The organism is Actinomyces massiliensis 4401292, from assembly GCF_000269805.1.
In the GTDB taxonomy this organism is placed as follows: Bacteria; Actinomycetota; Actinomycetes; order Actinomycetales; family Actinomycetaceae; genus Actinomyces; species Actinomyces massiliensis.
The window spans coordinates 1,296,950-1,321,854 of record NZ_JH711481.1; the positions used below are offsets into that span (position 1 = coordinate 1,296,950).

The 24,905-nt window shown below is 69.5% G+C and carries 20 protein-coding genes; 14 read left to right on the forward strand and 6 right to left on the reverse strand.

Annotated elements, in window-relative coordinates; all coding sequences use genetic code 11:
• Positions 1 to 65 precede the first annotated feature (65 nt).
• Positions 66 to 641, reverse strand: a complete 576-nt coding sequence (locus W5W_RS0105450; protein ID WP_008732524.1) for a signal peptidase II — start codon at positions 639 to 641, stop codon at positions 66 to 68.
• A gap of 54 nt (positions 642 to 695) precedes the next feature.
• Between W5W_RS0105450 and W5W_RS0105455 the strand changes: the two genes are divergently transcribed.
• Positions 696 to 2,114, forward strand: coding sequence for an MFS transporter (locus tag W5W_RS0105455; protein WP_017194662.1), 1,419 nt, complete (start codon positions 696 to 698; stop codon positions 2,112 to 2,114).
• 203 nt (positions 2,115 to 2,317) lie between these two features.
• Here W5W_RS0105455 and W5W_RS0105460 read toward each other — a convergent pair whose 3' ends face one another.
• The 3 genes from W5W_RS0105460 to W5W_RS0105470 form a co-directional block, all read right to left on the reverse strand.
• A complete protein-coding gene (locus W5W_RS0105460; RefSeq protein WP_017194663.1) occupies positions 2,318 to 3,109 on the reverse strand; it encodes an L-ribulose-5-phosphate 4-epimerase in 792 nt (263 codons plus the stop codon).
• 441 nt (positions 3,110 to 3,550) lie between these two features.
• A complete protein-coding gene (gene tkt, locus W5W_RS0105465; protein WP_017194664.1) occupies positions 3,551 to 5,689 on the reverse strand; it encodes a transketolase in 2,139 nt (712 codons plus the stop codon).
• 280 nt (positions 5,690 to 5,969) lie between these two features.
• Entirely contained in the window at positions 5,970 to 7,001 is a 1,032-nt protein-coding gene (locus W5W_RS0105470) for a LacI family DNA-binding transcriptional regulator (RefSeq protein ID WP_029574096.1), read from the reverse strand.
• A 219-nt stretch (positions 7,002 to 7,220) separates the two neighbouring features.
• Between W5W_RS0105470 and W5W_RS0105475 the strand changes: the two genes are divergently transcribed.
• The 4 genes from W5W_RS0105475 to W5W_RS0105490 all read left to right on the forward strand — a co-directional run bounded on the left by W5W_RS0105475 (position 7,221) and on the right by W5W_RS0105490 (position 12,449).
• Positions 7,221 to 8,465 carry a sugar ABC transporter substrate-binding protein gene (locus W5W_RS0105475; RefSeq protein WP_017194666.1) on the forward strand — a complete coding sequence of 415 codons (1,245 nt, stop codon included), beginning with the start codon at positions 7,221 to 7,223 and terminating at the stop codon, positions 8,463 to 8,465.
• Positions 8,462 to 9,463: a carbohydrate ABC transporter permease gene (locus W5W_RS0105480; RefSeq protein WP_017194667.1), complete on the forward strand. Its 1,002-nt coding sequence runs from the start codon at positions 8,462 to 8,464 to the stop codon at positions 9,461 to 9,463. Before W5W_RS0105475 ends, W5W_RS0105480 begins: the two co-directional genes overlap by 4 nt.
• Complete coding sequence (locus W5W_RS0105485) at positions 9,463 to 10,290, forward strand: carbohydrate ABC transporter permease (RefSeq protein WP_017194668.1); 828 nt, start codon at positions 9,463 to 9,465, stop codon at positions 10,288 to 10,290. The genes W5W_RS0105480 and W5W_RS0105485 overlap by 1 nt, the downstream gene beginning before the upstream one ends.
• Positions 10,291 to 10,448: 158 nt before the next feature.
• Positions 10,449 to 12,449: a glycoside hydrolase family 31 protein gene (locus W5W_RS0105490; RefSeq protein ID WP_017194669.1), complete on the forward strand. Its 2,001-nt coding sequence runs from the start codon at positions 10,449 to 10,451 to the stop codon at positions 12,447 to 12,449.
• 105 nt (positions 12,450 to 12,554) lie between these two features.
• On the opposite strand, the gene W5W_RS0105495 is transcribed toward W5W_RS0105490, so the two are convergent.
• A complete protein-coding gene (locus W5W_RS0105495) occupies positions 12,555 to 13,841 on the reverse strand; it encodes an ROK family transcriptional regulator (RefSeq protein WP_017194670.1) in 1,287 nt (428 codons plus the stop codon).
• Between the two features lie 239 nt (positions 13,842 to 14,080).
• Here W5W_RS0105495 and xylA point away from each other — a divergent pair, with 239 nt between their 5' ends.
• Positions 14,081 to 15,262 carry a xylose isomerase gene (gene xylA, locus W5W_RS0105500; protein ID WP_017194671.1) on the forward strand — a complete coding sequence of 394 codons (1,182 nt, stop codon included), beginning with the start codon at positions 14,081 to 14,083 and terminating at the stop codon, positions 15,260 to 15,262.
• A 176-nt stretch (positions 15,263 to 15,438) separates the two neighbouring features.
• Positions 15,439 to 16,923, forward strand: coding sequence for a xylulokinase (locus W5W_RS0105505; protein ID WP_017194672.1), 1,485 nt, complete (start codon positions 15,439 to 15,441; stop codon positions 16,921 to 16,923).
• A 165-nt stretch (positions 16,924 to 17,088) separates the two neighbouring features.
• Here the strand turns inward: W5W_RS0105505 and W5W_RS0105510 are convergent, their stop codons facing one another.
• Positions 17,089 to 19,230, reverse strand: a complete 2,142-nt coding sequence (locus W5W_RS0105510; RefSeq protein WP_017194673.1) for a glycoside hydrolase family 2 protein — start codon at positions 19,228 to 19,230, stop codon at positions 17,089 to 17,091.
• 123 nt (positions 19,231 to 19,353) lie between these two features.
• Here W5W_RS0105510 and W5W_RS0105515 point away from each other — a divergent pair, with 123 nt between their 5' ends.
• From W5W_RS0105515 to W5W_RS0105545, 7 genes are all read left to right on the forward strand, one after another.
• Entirely contained in the window at positions 19,354 to 19,638 is a 285-nt protein-coding gene (locus W5W_RS0105515) for a hypothetical protein (RefSeq protein ID WP_017194674.1), read from the forward strand.
• On the forward strand, positions 19,625 to 20,749 hold the full coding sequence (locus W5W_RS0105520; protein WP_017194675.1) for a hypothetical protein: 1,125 nt from the start codon (positions 19,625 to 19,627) through the stop codon (positions 20,747 to 20,749). Before W5W_RS0105515 ends, W5W_RS0105520 begins: the two co-directional genes overlap by 14 nt.
• Before the next feature lie 63 nt (positions 20,750 to 20,812).
• On the forward strand, positions 20,813 to 21,268 hold the full coding sequence (locus W5W_RS0105525; RefSeq protein WP_017194676.1) for a hypothetical protein: 456 nt from the start codon (positions 20,813 to 20,815) through the stop codon (positions 21,266 to 21,268).
• Positions 21,265 to 21,816 (forward strand): hypothetical protein, encoded by a 552-nt coding sequence (locus W5W_RS0105530; RefSeq protein WP_017194677.1) that lies wholly within the window; start codon positions 21,265 to 21,267, stop codon positions 21,814 to 21,816. The genes W5W_RS0105525 and W5W_RS0105530 overlap by 4 nt, the downstream gene beginning before the upstream one ends.
• The gene (locus W5W_RS0105535; RefSeq protein ID WP_017194678.1) at positions 21,817 to 22,647 is read left to right on the forward strand and encodes a hypothetical protein; all 831 of its coding nucleotides are present in this window, start codon (positions 21,817 to 21,819) and stop codon (positions 22,645 to 22,647) included.
• Between the two features lie 160 nt (positions 22,648 to 22,807).
• Complete coding sequence (locus W5W_RS0105540) at positions 22,808 to 23,773, forward strand: aldose epimerase family protein (RefSeq protein WP_017194679.1); 966 nt, start codon at positions 22,808 to 22,810, stop codon at positions 23,771 to 23,773.
• Between the two features lie 111 nt (positions 23,774 to 23,884).
• Positions 23,885 to 24,895: a LacI family DNA-binding transcriptional regulator gene (locus tag W5W_RS0105545; protein WP_034498355.1), complete on the forward strand. Its 1,011-nt coding sequence runs from the start codon at positions 23,885 to 23,887 to the stop codon at positions 24,893 to 24,895.
• The last annotated feature ends 10 nt before the right edge of the window (positions 24,896 to 24,905 follow it).

The window sequence follows — 24,905 nt, forward strand, 5'->3', positions numbered from 1 at the left end:
GCTGTCAGGTTAGCGAGCGGCACCGACACGAATACGCGGCACGATCTCTGCGGGGTCGGGCGGAGTCAACCGCCGTGCGATCCGTTGTACGAGCCGCTCTGTCCGTCGGGCGTCGGTAGGCCTGTCCGAGGCGCCTGGCCGTAGCCGTCGGTGCTGTAGGAGCCGTAGGCCGGCTCGCCGTGGCCCGGATCGCTTCCCGGCGCGCTGGCCTGCTGAGTCCGCCCGTAGCCGGGCGAGGACGGCTGGGCCCCGTAGCCGTACACGGGTTGCTGGGCCTGTCCGTACCCGAACGCAGGCTGCTGAGACCGTCCGTAGGGCGCCGCTCCGCCCACCTGCGGCGCCGGCTGGCCGTATTCGGCGGCAGGGCCCGGCTGGCCGTAGAGGTTCGTCGCCGTCTGCGCCGTGTTCTGGTGCTCCGGAAGCGACTGTCGACGATTCACAAGGGCCCGATCGATTATCTTGACCAGGCCCACTAGGAGGATTGTGGGGAGGGCGAGCAGAAAGATGGGGATCCGCGTGCGGCCGGTGCTGTTCATGGAGATCCATATGAAGATGCCGATGCCCAGCACGACGCCGATCACCACTGCGAGGACTAGCATGACGTAGTATCCGTTGGAATGTGGGTTGTCCTGAGAGGCCATGGGCTACTCATTTCCTTGGGTCTTGGTGGTGAGATCACCGGCTGGAGGGTCGGTATGAGAAAGAGTATTAGTACCACGGGCTCGTCCGCGTCCTTCCCGCCGCCTGCATCCGGCGGAGCGTTCACCGCCCCCGAGCAGATCGATGGGCATCGCCTGACCGGTCACCAGAAGTCCCTCATCGGGATGGCCATCGTGGTCAACGTGTCGGAGTTCTTCGACATGTTCCTCATCGGCTTCATCGTCAATCTGCTGATCGAGGCGCCGGGCTGGAACCTCACCGGCTTCCATTCCGGCGTCATCCTCGCCGGGGCCGGCCTGGGCACAGTCCTCGGCTCCATCACCTGGGGCAGGCTGGCCGACGTCTTCGGACGCAAGCACGCCTTCATCTGGTGCATCGTCGTCCTCGTCGTCTTCACGGCCGCCTCCGCCCTCACCCCGGTCAACGGCTGGATCCTGCTGGCGGTTCTGCGCACCGGCGTCGGTTTCGGCGTCGGGGGTCTGAACATCACCTCGGTGCCCTTCGTCCAGGAATTCGTGCCCGCCAAGCAGCGCGGCCTCCTGTCGGGCCTGACGAGCGTCTTCATCCCCGCGGGCATCTTCCTCGGCGGCCTGGTCACCAAGTACTTCGGCGATGCCCTGGGCTGGCGCGGCCTGATCGCCGTGGGCTGCGTGCCCATCGTGCTGCTGGCCTGGGCGCGCGTCGTCCCCGAGTCGCCGCGCTTCCTCCAGTCCAAGGGACGCGAGGAGGAGGCCCGGGCGGCCTACGCCTGGGCGATGGAGATCCCCGTGGAGCAGGTCGCCGCCCTGCCCCCGATCCCCGAGAAGGCCTCGGCGTCATACTCGGTCATCTTCACCAAGTACCCTCGCCAGCTGCTCGTGGTGGCGCTGGGCTCCTTCTCCTTCATCCTCGGCTCCTTCACCGTCCAGTCCTGGGGGCAGACGCTGCTGGGACAGTCCTTCAAGTTCCAGGCGAGCACGGTCGCGACCCTGTTCATGCTGGTCTCTCTGGGCGACCTGCTGGGGCGCCTGGGCTCGGCATGGATCTCCGATCGGATCGGACGGCGCTGGACGATGTTCGGCTGCGGCGTGATCGGCGGTATCGGCGCCCTGATCGCGGCCTTATCGACCCGGATGGTCCATGGGGACGAGATCGGCAGTGCCGGCTACGTGTTCTTCGCGGGCATCTTCATCGTCATGATGTTCGGCGACGGCGCCTTCGGCATCCTCAACGCCTTCGGCGGCGAGCAGTTCCCCACCGAGGCCCGCTCGACCGGCCTGGGGCTGGGATACGGCATCGGCGCGGTCGCCAAGGTCGTCGGCCCCTACGTCGTCGGGGCGCTTATCGGGGGCAGCAAGCTGAGCGCCGACGTGGTCTTCCTGCCCTTCGTCGTCTTCGCGGTGCTGCTGTTCATCGGAGGCGTCATCTACCTCTTCGCCCGTGAGACCAAGGGAGCCTCTCTGGAGGACATCTGACCTCTCCGCACGTCGCCGAGATCGGTCGTACTCCGGCTCGAGATCGGTCCGCTTCCGCGCCGAGATCGGTCGAGTTCCGGCTCGAGATCGGTCCGGTTCCGCATCGGCACCAGCGCCCGGCCCTCGCGACCATGCATTCAGCGCATGTCGCGAGGGCCGGGCGATCTCGATTCTCTTGGTGTTGGTCGGCTGGTCAGGGCTGATCAGTGCTGCCCGTACACGTTCTGGTAGCGATCATTGAGCCGATCGACCAGGTCCTGGTCGATCAGCGTGATCTCGCCGTCGGCGCGGGCGATATGAACGGTGCGGGCGACCTCCTCGCACATGACGGCGGCCTTGACGGTGGCGCGGGCATCGCGCCCGATGGTGAAGGGGCCGTGGTTGGCCATGAGCACGGCCGGAGACTTCGAGCCGGACAGGGTCTCCACGATGCCGCGCCCAATGGAGTCGTCGCCGATGAGTGCGAAGGGGCCGACGGGGATGGGGCCCCCGAATTCGTCGCCCATCATGGTCAGGGCGCAGGGGATGGGCTCACGGCGCGCGGCCCAGGCGGTGGCATAGGTGGAATGGGTGTGGACCACGCCCCCGACGCCGTCCATGTGCCGGTAGACGTAGGCGTGGGCGGCAGTATCCGATGACGGGGTGAGCGATGCCGGTGTGCCGTCGTCGATCTTGTTGCCGTCCAGGGTGCACACGACCATGGTGTCGGCGGCCAGCTCGTCATAGGAGACGCCCGAGGGCTTGATGACGAACAGGTCGGTCTTCACGGTTTCACCATTGCGAGTGAGGGTGACGCGCTCCGAGACGTTGCCGGCGGTCCACACCACCAGACCCCAACGGGGCAGCTCGGCGTGCAGCGCCGCCACCTTCCGGCGGGTTGCGGCCACCGCCTCGCGCACCTCGGCATCCAATTCGGACAGGACGATCGGCTCGGATGACTCGGCCAGATCTGGCAATTCGGAAAGTCGGGGCAGCTCGGGCAACTCGGGCACCATCCTCTCTTGTCTCGTCACGACGACGCCCGCCCGGCAGGCGGGCTCCGGTGACAGGGCCTGACGCGTTCCACTGTGCCGGGCTCGATTCCATGTGACGTCGGCTGCGATGAACGGATGTGCGCCTTAGTTGCTCGGTTCGTATGGTGGTGCGGGTGGTCGGCGGTATGTCCTCTCGACTTACTCCGTGAATCTATTAGGAACCTATTAGGTGAATCCGGGGCTCGCTCGGGGTGGGTTCCGTCGAATCGGTCTCCGGGAGAGGTGGCCGGGATGTGAACTCATGTTCACATCCGAGGATGCTCAGTGTCGGCGTCGGTAGCGGCGTCATCGCCTCGGGCGGGTGCGACTGGAGCACAAGCTCATCGACATCGACATCGATGCAGGCGAGAACGGCCCCGGCCCCCTCCGCTGGCGGAGGGGGCCGGGGCAGTCGGAGCGGGCTCAGGCCTGCGCGAGGGCCCGGCGCACCCTGGCGGCGACGGCGTCGCCGGTGAAGCCGTACTCGGCGAAGAGCTCCGCGGCCGGGGCGGAGGCGCCGAAGTGGTCGACCGAGACGATCACCCCGGCGTCGCCGACGCGCTCGCGCCAGCCCATGGCGATGCCGGCTTCCACGGAGACCGTGAGGGAGTCCTCGGGCAGGACCGAGGCGCGGTAGGCCTCGTCCTGGGCGTCGAACCACTCCAGGCAGGGGGCCGAGACGACGCGGGTGGGCGTGCCCTCGGCCTGGAGGACGGCGCGGGCGTCCGCGGCGACCGACACCTCGGATCCGGTGGCGATGATGGTCACGGCCGGGGCGGCGGGCTCGCCGTCGGCGCCGACGGCCTCGGCCAGGACGTAGGCGCCTCGGCGCACGCCCTCGGCGGCGGCATCGGCCGAGGCCAGGACGGGTAGGTTCTGGCGTGACAGGACGAGGCCGGCCGGTGCGTGGTGGCGCCGCAGGACCTGGGCCCAGGCGGCGGCGGTCTCGTTGGCATCGGCGGGGCGGACGACGTCGAGGCCCGGGATCGCGCGCAGGGAGGCCAGGTGCTCGATGGGCTGGTGGGTGGGTCCGTCCTCGCCCACGCCGATCGAGTCGTGGGACCACACGAAGATCGAGCCGATCCCCATCAGCGCGGCCAGACGGGCGGCGGGGCGCATGTAGTCCGCGAAGACCAGGAAGGTGCCGCCGTAGGCGCGGGTCAGGCCGTCCAGCGCGATGCCATTGAGGACCCCGCCCATGGCGTGCTCGCGCACCCCGAAGTGGATCATGCGGCCGTAGGGGCCGTCCCCCTCCTTCTGGGCGAGCCCGGCGGGCAGGAAGGAGGGCTCGCCGACCATGGTGGTCTTGTTGGAGCCGCCCAGGTCGGCCGATCCTCCCCACAGCTCGGGGACGGCGGGCGCCAGGGCGGTGAGCACCGCGCCCGAGGCGCTGCGAGTGGCCACTGATGCCCCGACCTCCCAGGCGGGCAGGGCCGCATCGAGTCCCGTGGGCGGCTCCTCGGCCAGCAGCCGGTCCAGCAGCGCGGCCCTCTCCGGGTTCGCGGTCCGCCAGGCCTGGTAGTGGGCGTCCCAGTCGGCGCGGGCGGCCGCGGCCCGCTCGGCGGCGCGGGCGCGGGTGCGGTCCAGCACGCCGTCGGTCTGGAAGAGGGCGTCGGGGTCCAGGCCGAGCGCCTTCTTGAGCCCGGCGACCTCCTCGGCGCCCAGTGCCGCGCCGTGGCTGGACTCCTGGCCCTGCTTGGTGGGTGCCGGCCAGGCGATGATCGTGTGCAGGCGGATCAGGGACGGCCTGGAGGTCTCGGCGCGGGCCTTCACCAGCGCCTCGTGCAGGGCCGTCAGGTCCTCGCGGTACTCGCCGCCGGCGGTCCAGTCGACGTCGAGGACCTGCCAGCCGTAGGCCTCGAAGCGGGCCGAGGGGTCCTCGGCGAAGGCGATGTCGGTGTTGCCCTCGATGGAGATGTCGTTGTCGTCGTAGATGGCGATGAGGTTGCCCAGCTGTTGGGTGCCGGCCAGGGAGGCGGCCTCGGCGGCGACGCCCTCCTGCATGCAGCCGTCGCCCAGGACGGTGTAGACGAAATGATCGAAGATCGATTCGCCCGCGGGGGCGTCGGGGTCCAGCAGTCCGCGCTCGTAGCGGGCGGCCATGGCCATGCCGACCGCATTGGAGAAGCCGGCCCCCAGGGGGCCGGTGGTGGTCTCCACGCCCTTGGTGTGGCCGAACTCCGGATGCCCCGGCGTCAGCGAGCCCGCGGTGCGCAGCGCCTGAAGGTCGGAGACCTCCAGGCCGTAGCCGGCCATCACCAGCTGGATGTACTGCAGCACCGAGGCGTGCCCCGCCGACAGCACGAAGCGGTCGCGCCCCAGCCACTGGGCGTCGGCCGGGTCGGCGACCAGCTCGTGCTGGTACAGCAGGTGGGCCGCCGGGGCCAGGGAGATGGCAGTGCCGGGATGGCCGGAGCCGGCCTTCTCGACGGCGTCCGCCGCCAGCGCCTTGGCCACGGCGATCGCCTTGAGATCGAGGGCCGAGAGCTGAAGAGAGCCGGGGCTGTCAGGGCTGTCAGGGGTCGTGGGGCTCCCGGTGGTCTCTGTGCCATCAGCGGTCATGGACGGGCTCCTTCGTGGGTTTTCATGAGATGGGTGCGATATGCGTTCGGTATCGGCCGAATTGGCCGAATCGGCCGATGTCCGCCTGCCGGCGGTGCGGCGACGGTTCTGCGGGAATCCTCGCGCGGCTGCGTGCACACGGGCAACTGGGCCGGTGGACGGATGTGCGATCCCGTGCTCCCTGCGCTCCCCATGCTCCCATGGTGGCCCCGTGGTCCGTAATCCGCGCAACGAGATGCCGCCCGACTGAGACGGCGCGTCCGGCCCTGGTCTCATTCCCTTATCCGGGCGAGGTCCGCCGCGCTCGCAGCGAGGCGCCCGGGTGGAAGACCGGGGCGATGCGCTCGGGCTCCCTTCCGGCGAGGGGGAGTATGCCCTCGAGCTGGTCCACGAGCAGTCCGACGGCGGTCCCGGTCACTCTGGAGACGTCCGAGTCGTAATGGGTGTAGTCCACGCTGGTGTGCGGCGAGTCGCCTGAGCCCCCGGCCCCGATGATCGAGATATCGACTCCCGGGGTCCGGCCGTTGGAGGTGAGCACATTGATCGCATCGTCTATCGAGGTGGCGGGGGCGGCGATGAAGGCGTCCGCGGGGCTGGCGCCGGCGAGGTAGTCGTCCAGCGCTGCGCGCATCGAGCGGAAGTCGCGGGCGACCTCCAGGGACTCCAGCGCCAGCCCCAGCGCGGATGCGCGATCCTCGAGCGCCTGGGTGAAGCGGTGCAGGAAGCCCATGGGCATGATGTGCTCCGAGGTCGGGTTGATGACCAGGGCGCGTCGATGGCCGGCGTCGTGGAGCCTCTGCGCGCAGCCGGAGCCGATGGCCTCGAAGTCCGTGTCGGTGGCGACGACGCCATCCGCGTCATGGCTGAAGCCGATGAACACCGACGGGATTCGCGATTCGCGCGCGGCCTCGACCCGGGGGTCGCGGTCGAGGACGTCCATGATGAGGATTCCGTCGCACAGCGCGGATTCGGTCAGTCTGCGCATGCCCTCGACACCCTCCTCGCCGCTGATGACCAGCAGCTCGTAGCCGTGGCGCCGGCAGGCGGCCGCGAGCGAGACGATGTAGCGGTACTGCCCGGGAGCATCGGTGCACCTGTGGTACGGCACGATCAGCCCGAGGATCCTGCTGCGGTTGCTCTTCAGGGCGCGCGCACTCGCATGCGGTCGGTAACCGAGCGCGCGCATCGCCTCGTGCACGCGAGCTCTTGTCTTTGGTGCAACAAATCGCTTGCCGCTCAGGACGTAGGAGACCGTGGACTGTGAGACTCCGGCGGCATGTGCGACATCGCGGCTAGTGGGTGAAGACGGCATGATGCGATTTCGGGTGATGTGTGGCGGGTGAGTTCATGCTCGGGACCTCCCTTGCGCTATTAGGTGTATCACGATACATTCAAGCTCCCGGGCGCAGCGAAGAGGCTGCGCCCACGATCCCGTCACGTCGCAGCCGGCAGACGCGAGCATCGATCGCATACGTGTGCGCATACGTATCGCCCGGTGCCGACCGCTGCCGGCGGAGGAAATGGAGCTGACATGTCCACGATTCAGCACAGGCTCATGGTCGATCGCCGCCGCATCCTGCAGGGCGCCGCGCTCGCAGCGGCGGCGCTGCCGCTGGCCGCATGCGGCAAGAGCGGCGGATCGACGGCGGACTCCTCGACCATCAAGATCCTCGACTACTACGCGGACGATCCCGATAACGGCATCTTCCAGAAGGTTCTCGAGGAGTGTGCCGCCAAGGTGGGCGTCACCGTCGAGCGGGAGAGCGTCAACGGCACCGGCCTGATTCAGAAGGTCCTGCAGATGAGCTCCTCCAAGACCCTGCCCGACCTGCTCATGCTGGACAACCCCGACCTTCAGCAGATCGCCGCGACCGGGGCGCTGGCCCCGCTGTCGGACTTCGGGATCGCCGCCGAGGGCTTCATTGAGGGCTTCGTCAGCGCCGGGACCTACCAGGACAAGCTCTACGGAATGGGGCCGTGCGCCAACACCATCGGCCTCTACTACAACCAGGACATGCTCTCCGCGGCCGGGGTGTCCGTCCCCACCACCTGGGATGAGCTCAAGACCACTGCCAAGACCCTGACCAGCGGCGACACCTACGGCATCGCGTTCTGCGCCGCCGCCTCCTACGAGGGCTCCTGGCAGTTCCTGCCCTTCTTCTGGTCCAACGGCGCTGACGAGACCGACATCGCCTCGTCGGCCGCCGCCGGAGCCCTCCAGCTGTGGGTCGACCTGGTCAACGAGGGATCCGCCTCCTCCGGCGTCCTGAACTGGGGGCAGGGCGACGTCGGCGAGCAGTTCACCTCCGGCAAGGCCGCCATGGTCATCAACGGGCCGTGGCAGACCATCACCTTCGACCAGTCCGATATCAACTGGGCGGTCGCGGAGATCCCGGTGCCCAAGGCCGGCGACACCCTGATCGCGCCGCTGGGCGGCGAGGTGTGGACGGTTCCCCAGACGGGCAACAAGGACCGCCAGGCCAAGGCCGCCGAGCTCCTGACCGAGCTGCTCTCGGCCTCCAGGCAGTTGAGCCTCAACACCGAGCGCTACACGATCCCCACCGACTCCCAGGACGACGCGGACTACCTCAAGGAGCTCCCGCAGATGTCGTCGCTGGTCGAGTCCGTCAACAACGGCCGGGCCCGGACCGCGAAGCTGGGGGAGGCCTGGCCCAAGACCGCCGAGGCCCTCTACAACGCCATTCAGTCCGCCCTGACCGGCAAGGCCTCGGCTCAGGCCGCCCTGGAGACCGCCAAGGCGGACTACCTGTCATGACGGCGGGCGAGACCGAGAGTCTGTCCGGAACTCTGTCCGGACCCGCTCCGGGCGATCCGGAGAGCCCGGCGGGGGGAGGGGAGCGCCCCTCCGCCGGGCGGGCCGCGGCGCGCCGATCGCTGCAGCGTCGGGAGGAGCTGAGCAAATGGTGCTTCCTCCTGCCGGCCCTGGTCTTCATGGCGCTGTTCTTCGGATACCCCATCGTCAAGAACGTGACGATGAGCTTCCAGGAGTACACCACCTCCACCTTCTACACCGGCCAGGCCCCATGGGTGGGCCTGAGCAACTACGTCTCGGTGCTGACCTCCTCGGTGTTCTCCACGGCCATGCTCAACACGTTCCTGTTCACCGTGGGCTCGATCGCCGGGCAGTTCACCATCGGGCTGGCGCTCGCGATCTTCTTCAAGCGGCGCTTCCCCCTCAACGGCGTCATGCGCTCGCTCATCCTGCTGCCCTGGCTCCTGCCGATGATCGTCTCGAGTGCGATCTGGAAGTGGATGCTGGACAAGGACAGCGGAGTGGTCAACCAGCTCCTTCAAGCGGTGAGCCTCCCGGCCGTGCCATGGCTGACCAGCACGAGCGTGGCGCTGATCGCGGTCATCATCGTCAATATCTGGCTCGGCATTCCCTTCAACATGACCATTCTGTACAGCGGGCTCCAGGACATCCCCGATGAGCTCTACGAGGCCGCCTCGCTGGACGGGGCCGTGGGGTGGAAGGCATTCAGGTATGTGACCTGGCCGCTGCTCAAGCCCGTGGTCTCGGTGGTGCTGGTCCTCGGGGTGGTCTACACCCTCAAGGTCCTCGACATCATTCTGGGGCTCACCGGCGGCGGGCCGTCGAACGCCACTCAGACCCTGGCGACGCAGTCCTACAAGCTGTCCTTCGCCAACTTCGAGTTCGGACAGGGGGCGGCGCTCGGGAACGTCCTGGTGCTGGTCTCCGTCGTCTTCGCGGTCGTCTACCTCAGGCTCAGCCGGTCCGGGGAGGAATCATGATGACGTCTCGTGCGCGCCGTTCCAGCCGCTCCGCCGTGAGCACGGCCCTGGGGCTGGTCTTCCTGTCGATCATGCTGTTCCCCGTGTACTGGATGGTCAACGCCTCCCTCCAGCCGGGCGTATCCACCGCGAATCTGCGAATTCTTCCGCTGAGTCCCAGTCTGGACGGATACCGGGAGGCGTTCGCCAGTCAGGGCGCCAATCTCGCCACGAGCCTCGTGGTCTCCCTGGGCGCCGTGGCGATCTGCCTGTGCGTGGCCACGCCGGCGGCCTACGCCCTGTCCCTTCACCGGGTGAAACGCTCCGGGGTCATCCTGTTCGTCATGCTGCTGAGCCAGATGATCCCCGGGATCATCATCGCCAACGCGCTGTACAGCGCCTACAACACCCTGGGAATCCTCAACACTGTTCCCGGACTGATCCTGGCCGACGCCGCCCTGGGGATTCCCTTCTCCATCCTCATCATCCGCGCGTTCATGGCGGCTATTCCGGTTTCGATCCTGGAGGCGGCCAGAATGGACGGTGCGGGGCGCCTGCGCATCTTCTTCTCCATTGTTCTGCCGTTGGGCAGGAATGCGCTCGTCACGGCTGCGCTCTTCAGCTTCCTGTTCGCCTGGAGCGACTTCCTGTTCGCACTCACGCTCGACTCGAATTCGGCCGCAAGGCCGGTGACGCTGGGCATCTACCAGTACATCGGGGGCTTCGTGGCCGACTGGGGCTCCGTCATGGCGACGGCGACCATGGCCTCGCTGCCCGCCGCGATCCTGCTGGTCGTGGCGCAGAAGTACGTGGCCGCCGGCGCGACGGGAGGCGCGGTGAAGTCCTGAAAGCGCTGACCGCTCTCAGGGGCGATCCGCCGGGGCTGCCGAGCGGCCGAGCGGCTGGGCTGCCGAGGAGTCGCCGGGAAATCGCCGTCGAATACTGTCCGGCCATATTCGTGAGAATTTATCGAGTTCATCTGAATGCATGATAAAAAGGAATTCATATGCTGGAATACGTCACTATTGATCATGGCTTCGAGATCCGGCACGCGCATGAGGTGATGCGCGTCGAGCAGTGGGGGCGCGACTCGGTCCGCGTGCGCTGCACCCAGCACGCCATTGCGCCCACGGATGCCGGAGCGCTGGAGGCCGCGCCCGAGCCGCGCGACTGCGCCCCGGCCGTCCGGGATGGAGAAGAGGTCCGCCTCGTCGTCGGCGGCCTCACCGTTGAGGCCCGCCTGGACGCCGGGGACGGCAAGCCGGCGGTCATGCTCCGCTTCCTGCGCACTGACGACGGCCGGGAGCTCCTGGCCGAGGATCGTGAGCACTTCTGGTGGCCGGGTTCGCACGTCTTCTACGGGCAGCGCTCGGGCCTGTACGAGATCCACCAGCGGTTCCGCGCCTACCCCGGGGAGCGGATCTATGGGCTGGGGCAGCACACGCACGGGCGGCTGGACCACAAGGGGCTCGTGCTCGACCTCGTTCAGCGCAATGCCGAGGTGTCGATCCCCTTCTACCTGTCCAGCCGCGGATACGGATTCCTGTGGAACAATCCGGCGGTCGGGCGCGTGGAGTTCGCCGAGAACGGCACCCGCTGGGTCGCGGACGCCGCACCGGGACTCGACTACTGGGTGACGGCCGGCGAGACCCCGGCCGAGATCCTGGAGCACTACGCCGACGCCGTCGGGCACGCCCCGGTGCTGCCCGAGTGGGCCACGGGGTTCTGGCAGTGCAAGCTGCGGTATCTGGGCCAGGAGGAGCTGCTCGACGTCGCCCGGGAGTACCGGCGCCGGGAGCTGCCCCTGTCGGTGATCGTCACGGACTTCTTCCACTGGACCGCCATGGGCGACTACCGCTTCGACCCCGAGGAGTACCCGGACCCCGAGGCGATGATGCGCGAGCTCGACGAGCTCGGCGTCAAGCTCATGGTCTCTATCTGGCCGACGATCTCGCCCCTGTCCGAGAACTACGACGCCATGGCGGAGCAGGGCCTCCTGGTGGGCGCCGACCAGGGCGTGGAGCTCCACCAGGACATTCATGACAAGAAGATGCCGCGCTCCCTGCCGGTCGCCCTCTACGACCCGACCAATCCCCGGGCTCGCAGGTTCGTCTGGGAGACCGTCAAGCGCAACTACTTCGACCTGGGGGTGCGGGTGTGGTGGCTCGACGCCTGCGAGCCGGAACTCAACCCCGGACACCCGAGGAACCTGTCCTTCCACGCCGGACCCGGTTCGGCCGTGGTCAACATCTACCCGCGCGACAACGCCCGCACCTTCTGGGAGGGCAACCGGGATGCCGGTGCCCCCGGCACCGTGCTGCTGTGCCGCTCGGCTTGGGCGGGGCAGGCCAAGTACGGGGCCGCCGTCTGGTCCGGGGACATCGCGCCGACGTGGGAGTCCCTGGCTCAGCAGGTTCGCGCCGGCCTGAGCATCGGCATGTCCGGAATTCCCTGGTGGACCACCGACATCGGCGGCTTCCACGGCGGCGATCCGAGCGAGGAGTCCTACCGGGAGCTCTTCGCCCGGTGGTTCGCCTACGGGACCTTCTGCCCGCTGTTCCGCCTGCACGGGCATCGCGAGCCCCGCGGCGAGCTCGGCTCGCCCATGACCGGCGGCCCCAACGAGGTCTGGAGCTACGGGGAGCGGTGCCTGGGCGTCGCCCGCGAGCACATGGAGCTGCGCGAGAGGCTCCGCCCGTACATCCAGGAGCAGATGGCGGCTGCGGCTGAGCGCGGCACGCCCCCGATGCGCCCGTTGTTCCTGGAGTTCCCGGACGATGCGCGCGCCTGGGAGACCGACGACGAGTTCCTGCTGGGTCCCGATCTGCTCGTGGCGCCGGTGACGGAGCCGGGCGTCACCAGCCGCGGGGTCTACCTGCCCGCCGGAGCCGACTGGGTCGAGATCCACTCCGGCCGGACCTTCGCCGGGGGAGCGGACTACGAGGCGGACGCGCCGTACGAGTACATCCCCGTCTTCCGCCGCGACGGCGCCGAGATCGGCGTCTGAGGTCGGTCCGGCCCTCCTGGCCGGTCATGGTTGCTTACTACGCTTCTTCGCCCCTTACGTCCGTACAGTAAGGGGTAAAGGAGCGTAGTAAGCGGCCTGGGCGCCTCAGGCCCAGGCGGCCGGGTCCGCGATGACGCCCTCGAGCAGGGACCAAGCCCCTCCGGTGGCGCCCGGGGTCTCGTCGTCGGGGGCGGGGAGGATCTGCGGGGCGGACCAACGCGAGGCCAGGACGCGTCTGCTGAGGATCTTCTGCAGGGGCGGGGCGAGGAGCCCGGTGAGCGGGGCCAGGTGACCACCGAGGACGACGGCCGGGATGTCGAGGATGTTGATGGCGGTGCCCAGGGCGATCCCCAGGGCGTCGGCGGCGGCATCGATGGCGCGCCGGGCCCGTTCGTGATGGGGTGAGGCGTCGTCCTCGCAGGCCTTCAGCAGCTCTTCCGAGCCGGCGCCGCGAGGCAGACCGGCGGCGTTGAGGATGGCGCGTCGTCCCGCGAAGCGCTCCAGGCAGCCGCGATTCCCGCACCCGCACTCGGGGCCCTTCGGGTCCACCTGGATGTGGCCGATCTCCCCGGCGAAGCCGTTGGCGCCCAACCAGACCTCGCTGTTGCGCACGATTCCGGCGCCGATACCGTTCTCCCCGGACAGGTAGATGAAGTCGCGGTGCTCCCCGGGGGCGCCCGGGCGCACTCTGGCGGTGGTCAATGCGGCCAGGTCGGCCTCGTTCTCGACGACGAGGCCGGCGCCGAGGCGGTCCAGGACGGGGGTCAGGACCTCGGCGGGGCGGATGTCGGACCAGCCGAGATTGGGGGCGCGCAGAAGGGTGTTGTCGCGCACCAGGCCCGGCAGCGCCAGGGCGGCGCCCACCAGGCGCGCCGAGCCTACGGCGCCGATGGCGGCTATCGGCTCTAGCAGGTCGGCCAGACGCCCCAGGACGGCCGGAGCGTCGGAGGAGGAGAAGTCGTCGACGACGATGCGCTCGGCCAGGACCTGGCCGGCCAGATCGACGGCGCGCACGGCCATGCGGGAGACGTTGACCTCCAGTCCGAGGGCCACGAAGGTGCCCCTGGCCGGGAGCAGCGGGACTGCGGGGCGGCCGGGTCCGGAGGAGGCGACGGGGTCGAGCTCGCGCACCAGGCCGATGGCGACGAGCTCGTCGGCGAGCCGTGAGGCCGTCGAGCGGGTCATGCCGGTTTCGGCGGCGATGTCGGCGCGGGAGACGGGCTCGGGGGAGGAGAAGACCCGGCTGGCGAGCAGTGCGAGATTCGATGTGCGCAGACTGGACTGACGGGCCGAGGGGACGGCGTCGGGCGGGCCGCCCCCGGTCCGGTCGCGGCGGGATTCGGGGGAGGGCGACTGCGTTCGTCGTGCTCGCGTCCGTGTGCTTCGTGCCACGTCTTGACCCTACTCCGATGTTCCCGGTTAGTCGCGATCAAGAACAAAGGAGTCCTGGGAGGTGCTGAGGGGTCGCTGCTCCTCAAGGGCCGCCGAGGAGGGCGACGGACGTGCTGGTGGGGCGACGGGCGGCGCCTGCGGTCCTGGCCCCCTGGTCGGCCTCGCGTCCAGCCCTTGACCGGCGACGGGCGGAATGCCATAGTTGTTTCAATAAACAAAATTGGCTCAAGGAGGAGCTCATGGTTCGCAGGCCCACCAAGGAAGACAAGTTCTCATTCGGATTGTGGACGGTCGGCTGGCTCGCCGCCGACCCCTTCGGTGAACCGACTCGCGCCGCTCTGCGCCCGTGGGAGTACGCCGAAAGGCTCGCCGAGCTCGGCGCCTGGGGCATCACCTTCCACGACAACGACGTCTTCCCCTTCGACGCCACCGACGCCGAGCGCGACCAGATCGTCGCCAGGCTCAAGGAGACCGTCGAGGCCACGGGCCTGACCATCGAGATGGTCACCACCAACACCTTCACCCACCCGATCTTCAAGGACGGGGGCCTGACCAACAACGACCGCTCCATCCGCCGCTTCGGCCTGCGCAAGATCCTGCGCAACGTCGACCTGGCCGCCGAGCTGGGCGCCACGACCTTCGTCATGTGGGGCGGCCGCGAGGGCGCGGAATACGACTCCTCCAAGGACCTGAACGCTGTCTTCGACCGCTACAAGGAGGGCCTGGACACCGTCGCCGGGTACATCAAGGATAAGGGCTACAACCTCAGGATCGGCCTGGAGCCCAAGCCCAACGAGCCCCGCGGCGACATCTTCCTGCCCGCCGTCGGTCACGCCCTGGCCCTCATCGCCGAGCTCGACAACGGCGACGTCGTGGGGCTGAACCCCGAGGTCGGCCACGAGCAGATGGCGAACCTCAACTACACCCACGCCCTGGCCCAGGCCCTGAACGCCGGCAAGCTCTTCCACATCGACCTCAACGGCCAGAAGGGCCTGAAGTACGACCAGGACCTGGTCTTCGGCCACGGTGATCTGCTCTCGGCCTTCTTCACCGTGGACCTGCTCGTCAACGGCTTCCCCGGCGGCGGCCCCCGCTACGAGGGCCCGATCCACTTCGACTACAAGCCCTCCCGCACGGACGGAATGGAGGGCGTGTGGGAGTCCGCCGCCGCGAACATGGAAATGTACCTCCAGCTGGCCGACAAGGCCCGGGCCTTCCGCGCCGATCCCGAGGTCCGCGAGGCGCTCGAGCGCTCGGGCGTCTACGGGCTGAGCGAGCCGACCCTGGCCGAGGGCGAGTCCCTGGACGACTTCCTGGCCGATCGCTCCGCGTACGAGGACTTCGACACCGACGCCGCGGCCGCTCGCGACTACCATTACGTGGATCTCCACGAGAAGGCCGTCCAGCACCTCATCAGCTGAATCAGCTGAATCGGCTGACGGCCCGCATGCGCGGGGGCGGCGTCCGCGGGGCGCCGCCCCGAGCGCAGCCCATCGCCCGCATACTCGCCCGACCATCCCCTTCATCTCCCTCGTTGCTTTCGCAGCGTTTTACAGCCTTTACAGCCTTTACAGCCTTCACCGTGGAAGGAAGCCGCATGGCACTCGTCGCCGGCGTCGACTCCTCGACGCAGTCCTGCAAGATCGTCATCCGCGACGCCATCACCGGCGCCCTCGTCCGCCAGGCCAAGGCGTCTCATCCCGACGGCACCGAGGTCCACCCCGATCATTGGTGGCGGGCGCTGGGGGAGGCGATCGACGACGCCGGCGGCCTCGACGACGTCGCCGCCCTGTCCGTGGGCGGGCAGCAGCACGGCATGGTCGTCCTCGACGCCGACGGCGAGGTCATCCGACCCGCCCTGCTGTGGAACGACACCCGTTCGGCCGAGGCCGCCCGCGACCTCATCCGCGAGCTGGGCGACGGCGACGAGGCGGCCGGAAGGAAGGCCTGGGCCGACGCCGTTGGCAGCGTCCCGGTCGCCTCGCTGACGATCACCAAGCTGCGCTGGCTGGCGGATCATGAGCCCGACAATGCGCGCCGCATCGCCGCCGTCTGCCTCCCGCACGACTGGCTGACGTGGAGGCTGTCGGGGGCGGAGTCTCTGGAGTCGCTGACCACTGACCGCTCCGATGCGTCGGGCACCGGCTACTTCGACTCCGTGGCGAACGCCCACCGCCGCGACCTGCTCGCGCTCGCCCTGCGGGTCGACCAGGAGAATGCGGAGCGCATCGTCCTGCCGCGCGTCGTCGGCCCGCACGAGGCCGCCGCCCGCGGCGGGGGCGACGTCGATGGGCGCGACCTGAGCCATCTCGTTCTCGGCCCCGGCTGCGGCGACAACGCCGGTGCCGCTCTCGGCCTGGGGCTGCGTCCCGGGCAGACGAGCGTGTCCCTGGGCACCTCGGGGGTCGTCGCAGCCGTGTCGGCCGCCCCGAGTCGCGACGCCTCCGGGCTGGTCGCCGGCTTCGCCGACGCCACCGGCGTCTTCCTGCCGCTGGCCTGCACTCTCAACGGCGCCCGCGTGCTCGACGCCGCCAAGAGGGTCCTGGACGTTACCTACGACGAGTTCGACGCCCTCGCCCTGTCCGCCGAGCCCGGAGCCGGGGGGCTGGTGCACGTGCCCTATCTGGAGGGGGAGCGCACCCCGAACCTGCCCGAGGCCACCGGCGTGCTTACCGGCATGACCCTGGAATCGCTGACCCCCGCCAACTACGCGCGCTCCGCGGTCGAGGGCCTGCTGTGCCTCATGAGCGCCTGCGTCGACGCGGTACGGGCCCAGGGGGCCGCCATCGATCGGGTCAGCCTCGTGGGCGGCGGAGTGAAGTGGACCAGCGCCAAGGAGCTGTCGTCGGCGGTCCTCGGCGTGCCCGTCGATGTGCCCTCTCCCGGGGAGTACGTGGCCAATGGCGCCGCCAAGCAGGCCGCCTGGGTGCTGGCCGGAGGCGAGGAGCCCCCCGCCTGGGAGTTGGGCCCCGTCGAGCGTCTCACCGCCGAGCCCCGGCCCGAGGTCCGGGCCGCCTACGACCGGGTCTCTGAGATCGTCGCGGCGGCCGTGAGGGCCAGGCCGGCCGCAAGCGCGCGGTGAGGTGATCGAGGTGATCCGAAGCGATCTGCTGTGATCCGCGGTGATCACGGCTTCGCCCGGACACTGCGCCTGAATCGGGGCTGACGCCGGCTCGCCCAGGACTCAGCGCCGGCGGCCGACGCCCGCGTCCAACCGCCTACGAGCGCTCGCGTCCTGCTGTCGCCGTCAGGAGGTGACCGGCGCCTTCACGATCTCGCGGATCACCTTGGCCGCGATCTTGGGGCGGCGGCGCGCGTCGACCAGGCCGTTGGCCTCCTGCATGGTGTCGGTCAACTGGGTGTAGCAGAAGCCAGCCAGGTGGGGGCTCGCCTGGAGCGCGCCGAAGGCCCGGCGCAGTCGCGCCTCGAAGTCCTCGGGCCCGGCGGCGGTCGTATAGCCCCAGGTGGTCTCCTCCTTCTCGTCCTCGGCCTCGTCCGCGCTCTCGGCGGCGGCTCTGGAGCTCGCCTTGGCGTCCGTCTTGGCGGCGGCCACGGCCTCGACGGCGTTCTTGATGGTCTCCACGGCCTCGCTGGTCTTGATGGTCTCGCCGGTCTCGACGGCCTTGCCGTTCGAGCCGCTCCCGTTGTTGCCGCCGTCGGCGTCATCATGGTCGGGGACGTAGCGGATACCGCCGAACTCCGTGACCATGACCGGCAGCTCGCGGTCCACCGCACCCCGCACGGTGATGCGCCGCCCGGACGGACCCAGGCCGTCCAGCACGGCGCTCAGCCGGTCCTCCTCGGCGTAGCGTAGCGTCACCGCCAGGTCGTCGGCGTCGTAGTCGTGGATCGAGATGATGTCGGAGCAGGTGTGCTCCCAGCCGTCGTTGGAGACCACCGGCCGGGACGGGTCGAGCGCGCGGGTCAGGTCGGCGAGCGCCCGGCTGAGCGCCCGCTGCTCGGGGCGATCGGCGATGTGCTGCACGCCCCAGCTCTCATTGATCGGCACCCAGGTGACGATGCTCGGGTGGGAGCGATCGCGGCGCACCACCGCACTCCACTCCGCCACCAGTCGAGTCGCCGCCTGCGTGGTGAACTCGTAGGGCGCGGCCATCTCGCCCCATATCAGGAGGCCGAGCCGATCAGCCCAGTACAGGAAACGCGGGTCCTCGACCTTCTGATGGATGCGCGCCGCATTGAAGCCGAGCCTTTTGATCAGGGCGACCTCGTCGCGGCGGGCCTTGTCGTCGGGCGCCGCCAGGTGCGAGTCCGGCCAGAAGCCCTGCTCCAGGACCCCGCGCACGTAGTAGGGCCGGCCGTTGAGCAGGAAGCGGCGGTGCGCGGTGCCCACCGAGCGCAGCCCCAGGTAGGAGGCGACGACGTCGGGCACCGAGGCGGGCGCGGTGGCGGTCCCGCCCGCGAGTGCGGCCTTGGCGGGGGCGAGCATGACCTCGGCGTCAATGAGCCGCGGGTGCTCGGGGGACCATAGCAGCTTCTCATAGCGCTGGCCGTGCATCTGCTCGCGCAGGTCGATGGTCAGCCGGGCCGTGGTCGTCTCCGGCAGCCTCGCCGTCACCTCCGCCAGCAGGCGGCCCTCAATGCTCAGCCGGGCGGTGATCCGCGAGCCCTCCGGGACGGGGCGCGTCATGGTCGCCTCGAGCTCGACGGCGTCGCAGGCCCGGTTCGGCGTCCAGGCGAGCTCGGCGATGGCGGTGCGCGGCACCGCCTCCAGCCAGACACTCTGCCATATGCCGGTCGTGCGCGCGTACCAGATGTTGTGGGGCTCGGGCTGCCAGTCCTGCTTGCCGCGGGGCTGCCCGACGTCCAGGGGCCGGTCCTCGGCCCGCACGACGAGCACGGCGTCGGCATCGCCGGTGGGCAGGGCGCGCGTGATGTCGAGCGTGAAGGGGGTGTGCCCGCCCTCGTGCTCGCCCATGAGCTGGCCGTCGATCCAGACGCTCGCCCGGTAGTCGACCGCGCCGAAGTGCAGCAGTACCCGGTCGCCCTGAGCCGGCAGGCCGGCGCGGGCCAGATCGTCGGCGGTGAGCATGCGCGAGTACCACACGACGGGGTGGTAGCCGGTGTCCCCGATGCCGGAGAGCTCGCTCTCGGGCGGGAAGGGCACGGTGATGGTCCGCTCATCGACGCCGCTGTAGGGCCAGTCCTTGTCCGGGCCCGTCTCGGCGTCGTCGTAGGCGAAGTTCCACTGACCGTTCAGACTGCACCAGCGGGAGCGGCGCAACTGGGGGAGGGGGTGGCCCCCGGACGGGTCGGCGTGCGACCGGTGCCCCGTCGTGGCGCCCCCAGAGGTCCTGGAGGCCTCACTGGACGCCTCAGGAGTCTCAGCTGCCTCAGCAGGTTCAGCAGGTTCGGCGATGTCGGCACTCATCCATGTCCCCTTTCGCGGCCGGCGCGAGTCGAGTGTGCCACAACACCGGGTTTTGTTGACGGCCCGTTTCGCGGGGGGAATGATGGGGCGAGCTCGTTGAGTCCCGTCGAAGGAGACGCTCGCGTGACCACTCTGCATGTGAACCCAGACACCCTTGATGCCCAGGCCGGAAAAGTCGATGAGGCGGCGGCGGACCTGGAGTCCGTGTCCTACCCCGCCGCCCCCGACGTCGGGCGTTCGACCTCCTCGGTGTCCACCGCTATCAGCCGTCTCTCCTCCAAGGCGTCCGGTGCGGCGTCCAGCGCCCGATCGACGGCGAGCTCCCTGAGGAGGGCCGCCACCTCCTTCCGCAACACCGACGCGTCGGTGGCCTCCTCGACCCCGGGAGGCTCGCATGAGCACTCTTGACGCCAAGGTCATCACCGAGCCGTCGGGCGCCTGGAACGCGGCGCAGAGCCTGACGTCGATCTCGACGACCGTCAGCACCGCAGGCGAGGACATCTCCTCGGCCCACAACCAGGTGGCCTCGGACTGCACGAGCGAGACGACGAACGCCGCGCTCTCCTCACTGTCCTCGCAGCGGAGCACCCTGGACGCGCTGTCGACGAACACGACGTCGCTGGCGACGGCGCTCACCGCATTCGGCAACTCGATGAACTCGATCAAGACCCGGCTGGCTCAGGTCGTCGCCGACGCCGCGGCCGCGGAGCTGGTCGTGTCGGGGGCGACCATCCACTCCCCCGACGATACCTCCGATGAGAAGTACGAGACGAAGAAGGCGAAGTTCGACGAGCTCAAGGAGACCCTCTACCTGATTCGCCAGGACGAGTCGTCCGCGCACGACACCCTCATCTCCGCCTGCGACTCCCTCAAGAGCGCCGGTGAGTGGTTCAGGGACAAGTACCTGCCGACCGGAGGGGTGGGCGACGCCTCCAAGATGGCGGGGTGGGTGAGCCGAGTGGCGACTGGAGCCCATTGGGGATCGATCAGGGCGATCTCCAGGTTCCAACCGCGCTATCCGAAGGGACATCCCAATGCGGGGGCCTTCATGAGAGTGGCCGACCGCAACAAGATGGGAACCCTGCGCACGCTGTGGGCCAAGACGAAGACCTCGAACTGGGTGAACAAGCCCTACACCCGTGGCACGACCGCCTGGAAGGTGCAGCAGGGCGTGACCAAGGCCGCGCCGGTGCTCAAGGGGCTGGGGTACGCCTCGGCGGGTCTTTCCGGGGCGCTCGCCGGTTGGGATCAGTACAAGAAGGACTCGGCCAACCCCAGCATGGGGGAGGGGGAGAAGATCGCCCGCGCCGGGACCCAGGCCGTCACCCAGGGGGTCGGCGGATACGCGGGAGGATGGGCGGGGGCCCAGGTTGGTATGACGATTGGCGCCGTTGGTGGCCCTATTGGCATTGCCGCCGGAGGGATTATCGGCGGGGCGATCGGCGGCATGGCCGGTTCGAAACTCGGAGAGTCAGTGGGCAATGCCATCAACAAGGGCTGGCATAAGCTCTTCGGCTAGGGTCCGACTCCCGCGGGAGAATGGAATGGAGAGAAATGGAGAGAAGCGGACGGAGGTCATGTCGTGTGGGGCGCATTCGGCGTTCTCGTCTTCGGTCTCGTGATTATCATGTACTGGGCGCTGGCCATGTTCACGGATACCGGGTACGGCGAGTTCGCGCGTGAGACGAGTGCCGAGATCGGTCATAAGAACAATCTCGCCCTCACGATTCCCTCCACGGGGCTCATGTTCGTCTTCGGCTCCGCGACAATGGTGGCGGAGGGGTCCGACTCGACTCCCGTCTTCGTGTGCGGCATCCTGAGTGTTGTCTGCATGCTGGTTGTGGTGGTGAGCTTCACCCCGGTCCCTCTGCCGGCGTGGATGTATCCCGAGTGGCACCTGGCCCGTCGTCGGGAGGGGCGGCTGGCGCGGATCGCGGAGGCGGAGCGACGTCGGAGCGGCGCCCGCGCGGCCTCATCGCACCCGTTGCCCGGCGATTCGTCACCCCACTCGCCCGACCTCTCAGGAGATGATGCATGACACCCCGACCGACCTCGGACCTGCCGCAGAGGCTGGCGGGCCGCGCCATCGCGATGGCGGTCCCCGCCACGTGGATCCCCATCGACTCGGACGCCGTCACGGGCGCCGGCGGGCTCGCCGATAGCCCGGGAGATCCTGGTGGCCCGCACGGCCCCGCCGGCCCGGCGGGTTTCATCGACCTCATCTGCGCCGAGCCGCGCAGTGCCGGCCCGCCCGGCTTCGCGGAGAACTGCGTGGTCACCGTCGCCGACCTGCCGCCGGGGGCATCCGTCGAGGACTGGCACCGCGACTCCACCGCGCAGATCATGACCTCCATACCCGGGGCGCAGCTGATCGACATCACCGAGTGGGACATGGACGACCGCACGGGTCTGCTGCGCTCGGGCGTTTACATCAACGACACCGTCTCGGTGACCTTCCTGCAGTGGTCCTGGGTGAGCGGGGCCTCGCGGCGAGGCTTCTCCGCGACCTTCTCCTGCCCGACGAGATCCTGCGACACCGCGGCCCTGCGCTTCTCGGACATGGCCCTGACCCTGGAGGAGATCTAGATGGCTCACCTGGACACCGGCGGGTACGCCCCCGTCCTCATCCTCGGGGATGCCGAGTGGCTCACCGTGCGGGCCGTGGCCGCGGGAGGGCGGGTCCCCGATGACAGGGTCGCTCGCCGCCTGCGCAGAAGCGGGATCCTGGACGACGACGGCATCGCGCCGCAGGCCGTTCCCGCACTGCACGGGGCCGCGGGGGCGACCCGGCACCTCGACGTCGCCCGTTTCGAGGGCGACGGGTCGGGCCGGCGTGTCGAGGCCTGGATCGGCCCCCGGCGCGCGACCCTCGTCAAGCACGAGCAGGACGGCTTCCACGTCTACGGGCTCGATGACTGCGAGGTGCCCTCGGCCTTCGCCCAACTGCTCGACATCGGCCCGCGCTACAACGTCGACCTGGGGCCGCACGTTTTGCCCGAGCGGGTCTACGAGCTTCTCGACAGCGGCGACCTCGACGCCCTGGCCATCGAGCTGGAGGACCTCGCCCGTCGCCTCGACCAGGGCGCGGAGCCCGGCGAGCTCGGCGGACCGACTCCGCTGACCGAGGGCTTCGCCCACCGGACCTGGACGCTCAGCCTGATCTCCACTGAGGCCCTGAGGGCCGACGGGTGGGAGCTCGACGGCGCCCTGACCACCCTTTCGGTCCCGGAGTGCCTCTACGAGCTGCTTCCCAGGTCCGTCGCCGACGCTCTCGACTCCGGCGCCCCTCCGGAGGCTCCCGCCTCGATGGGCACGGCCGGGGCCGAGGAGTCCGGGGAGCCCGAGGAGATGGTGCTCGCGATGATGACCTCGCTGGAGCTGTGGGCGCGCGTGAGCACCTGGTTCTTCGCGGCGTGACGGGTCGGCTCCGGCGCGTGTGAGCGGCGCCCGCGGTCAGTATGCTGGGGCGGGCGTTCGCACCGGAGCCGAGAGGGGCGGACAGGATCAGCCGCCGTGCCGGTCGTTCGGGTTCGGAAAGACCGAGGAGCCGGCCTCACGAGAGACAGGACCCACCATCATGATCAATGGAGAGCTCATCGACCTGGTCGCCGGAGACTACGAGGCCCGCATCGCCACCTCGGGTGCCACCCTCGTCCACCTTCGCAGGGCGGGCAGCGATCTCGTCATCCCCTTCGACGCCGAGGCCTCACTGCCCGAGGGCTGGCAGGGCAAGACCCTGGTGCCATGGCCCAACCGCATCGTCGGAGCGCGCTACGCCTATCGCGGTCAGGAGTACCCGGTGCCCTGCAACGAGCCCGAGACCGGCTCGGCCCTGCACGGACTGGTGGGCTGGGCCGACTTCCAGGTGGTCGCCACGAGCGCCGGGGATGACGCGGTCGGCGATGCCCCGTCGTCGGTCGCGCTCGAACTGACGCTGCCGGGCTCGTACGCCTATCCCTGGAGCCTGCAGGTCGACGTGCGCTTCGCCCTGGACGCGCGAGCCGGGCTGACCGTGGCCGCCACGACCACCTGCCTCGGGGCGGGCGCGCCCGCGGCCCCCGACGCCGTCGGCGCCCCCGAGTCGGACGGCCTGCTCGCGCCCGCGCCCTATGGCGTCTCCTTCCACCCCTATCTGACGCGCTCCGTGCCGTTGGACGAGTGCGTGCTGCAGGTGCCGGCCGCGCGCGTCCTCGACGTCGATGAGCGCATGGCCCCCGCGGCCGAGCGCGACGTCGCCGGCACCGATTGGGACTGGCGCGCCGGTCGCCCGGTGGGAACCATCTCAACCGACAACGCCTACACGGGCCTGCCGCAGGGCCCCTGGGAGGTGCGGCTGACCGGAGGCGAGGCGGGCAGCACTGTGGTGCTGAGCGCCGAGGCGCCGTGGGTGCAGGTCTACACCGCGGAGCACCTGGGGCGACGGGGCGTCGCCGTGGAGCCCATGACCTGTCCTCCTGACGCCTTCAACAGCGGGCGCGACCTGGTCGAGCTGGAGGTGGGGCGTTCCCATTCCTTCAGCTACTCCCTGCGCGAAGACGACTGACGACGCCAGCCCTCCCCGACGTTCTCCCCAGTTCCCCCTCCAGTTCCCCCAGTTTTCCGAAGTTCTCCGCCGCGGGTGCAGGTCCGGCCGCGGTCGGTGCAGGAGGCGATCATGACAAATAGCAGCTCGGCGTCGCGACGCCCGGGCATGATGGACGTGGCCCGGCTCGCCGGGGTGAGCCCTCAGACGGTGTCCTGTGTGCTCAATGACCCGGAGTCGGTGCGTCCAGTGATGCGCGAGAAGGTCCGGGAGGCCATGGCGCAGCTGGGTTACCGCCGGGGTTCGGCTGCCCGGTCACCGGTCGCCGAATCCACGCGCACCATCGGGATCGTGACTGCGGGGTCGCACTTCTTCGGGCCGGCGTCGACGGTGGCCGCCATCGAGATCGCGGCACGGCGGGTGAGCTACGCCTCTCTCGTGATCGCCCTGAACCGGAGCTTGGACGATGAGGTCGCCGAGGCCCTCCACTTCCTCATCGCCCGGGGCGTTGACGGCATCATCGTCGTGGCCCCACAGACGCACATCGTCGCCTCGGTCGAGCGGGCCGCGTGGGCGGTCCCGCTGGTCGTCGTGGCCGACGGCTTCCCGTCCGGCAAGCGGATCCACGTGGTCTCCGTGGACCAGGAGCTCGGGGCGCGCACGGCGGTCGGTCATCTTCTCGGCCTCGGGTGCCAGTCGGTGGCCCACGTGCGCGGACCGCTGGACTGCTTCGATGCGGCGGCCCGGGTCTGCGGGTGGCGTGCTGCTGTGGAGGAGGCGGGGGCGAAGCCGGGGGATCTCCTTGAAGGGGATGGGAGTCCCGAGCGGGGCTACGAGGCCGGTGCCGCTCTTGTGGCGCGCGGGCTTCCGGACGGCGTCTTCTGCTCCAACGACCTCATGGCGCTGGGCGTGCTGGCGGCACTGCGCGACCGGGGGATTCGCGTCCCCGAGGATGTGGCTGTGGTGGGCTACGACGACGTGTCGGGGGCGGCTTTCTTCTCTCCCTCGCTGACCACCGTCCGACAGCCCTTCGACGAGGTCGGGAGGCTGTGCATGGAGGTGCTGCTGGAGGCGATCGGCGGGGCCGAGGGCAGATCCCACTCCATATCGCCGACTCTCCAGGTGCGCCGCTCCAGCACGTGAAGGGGCTGGT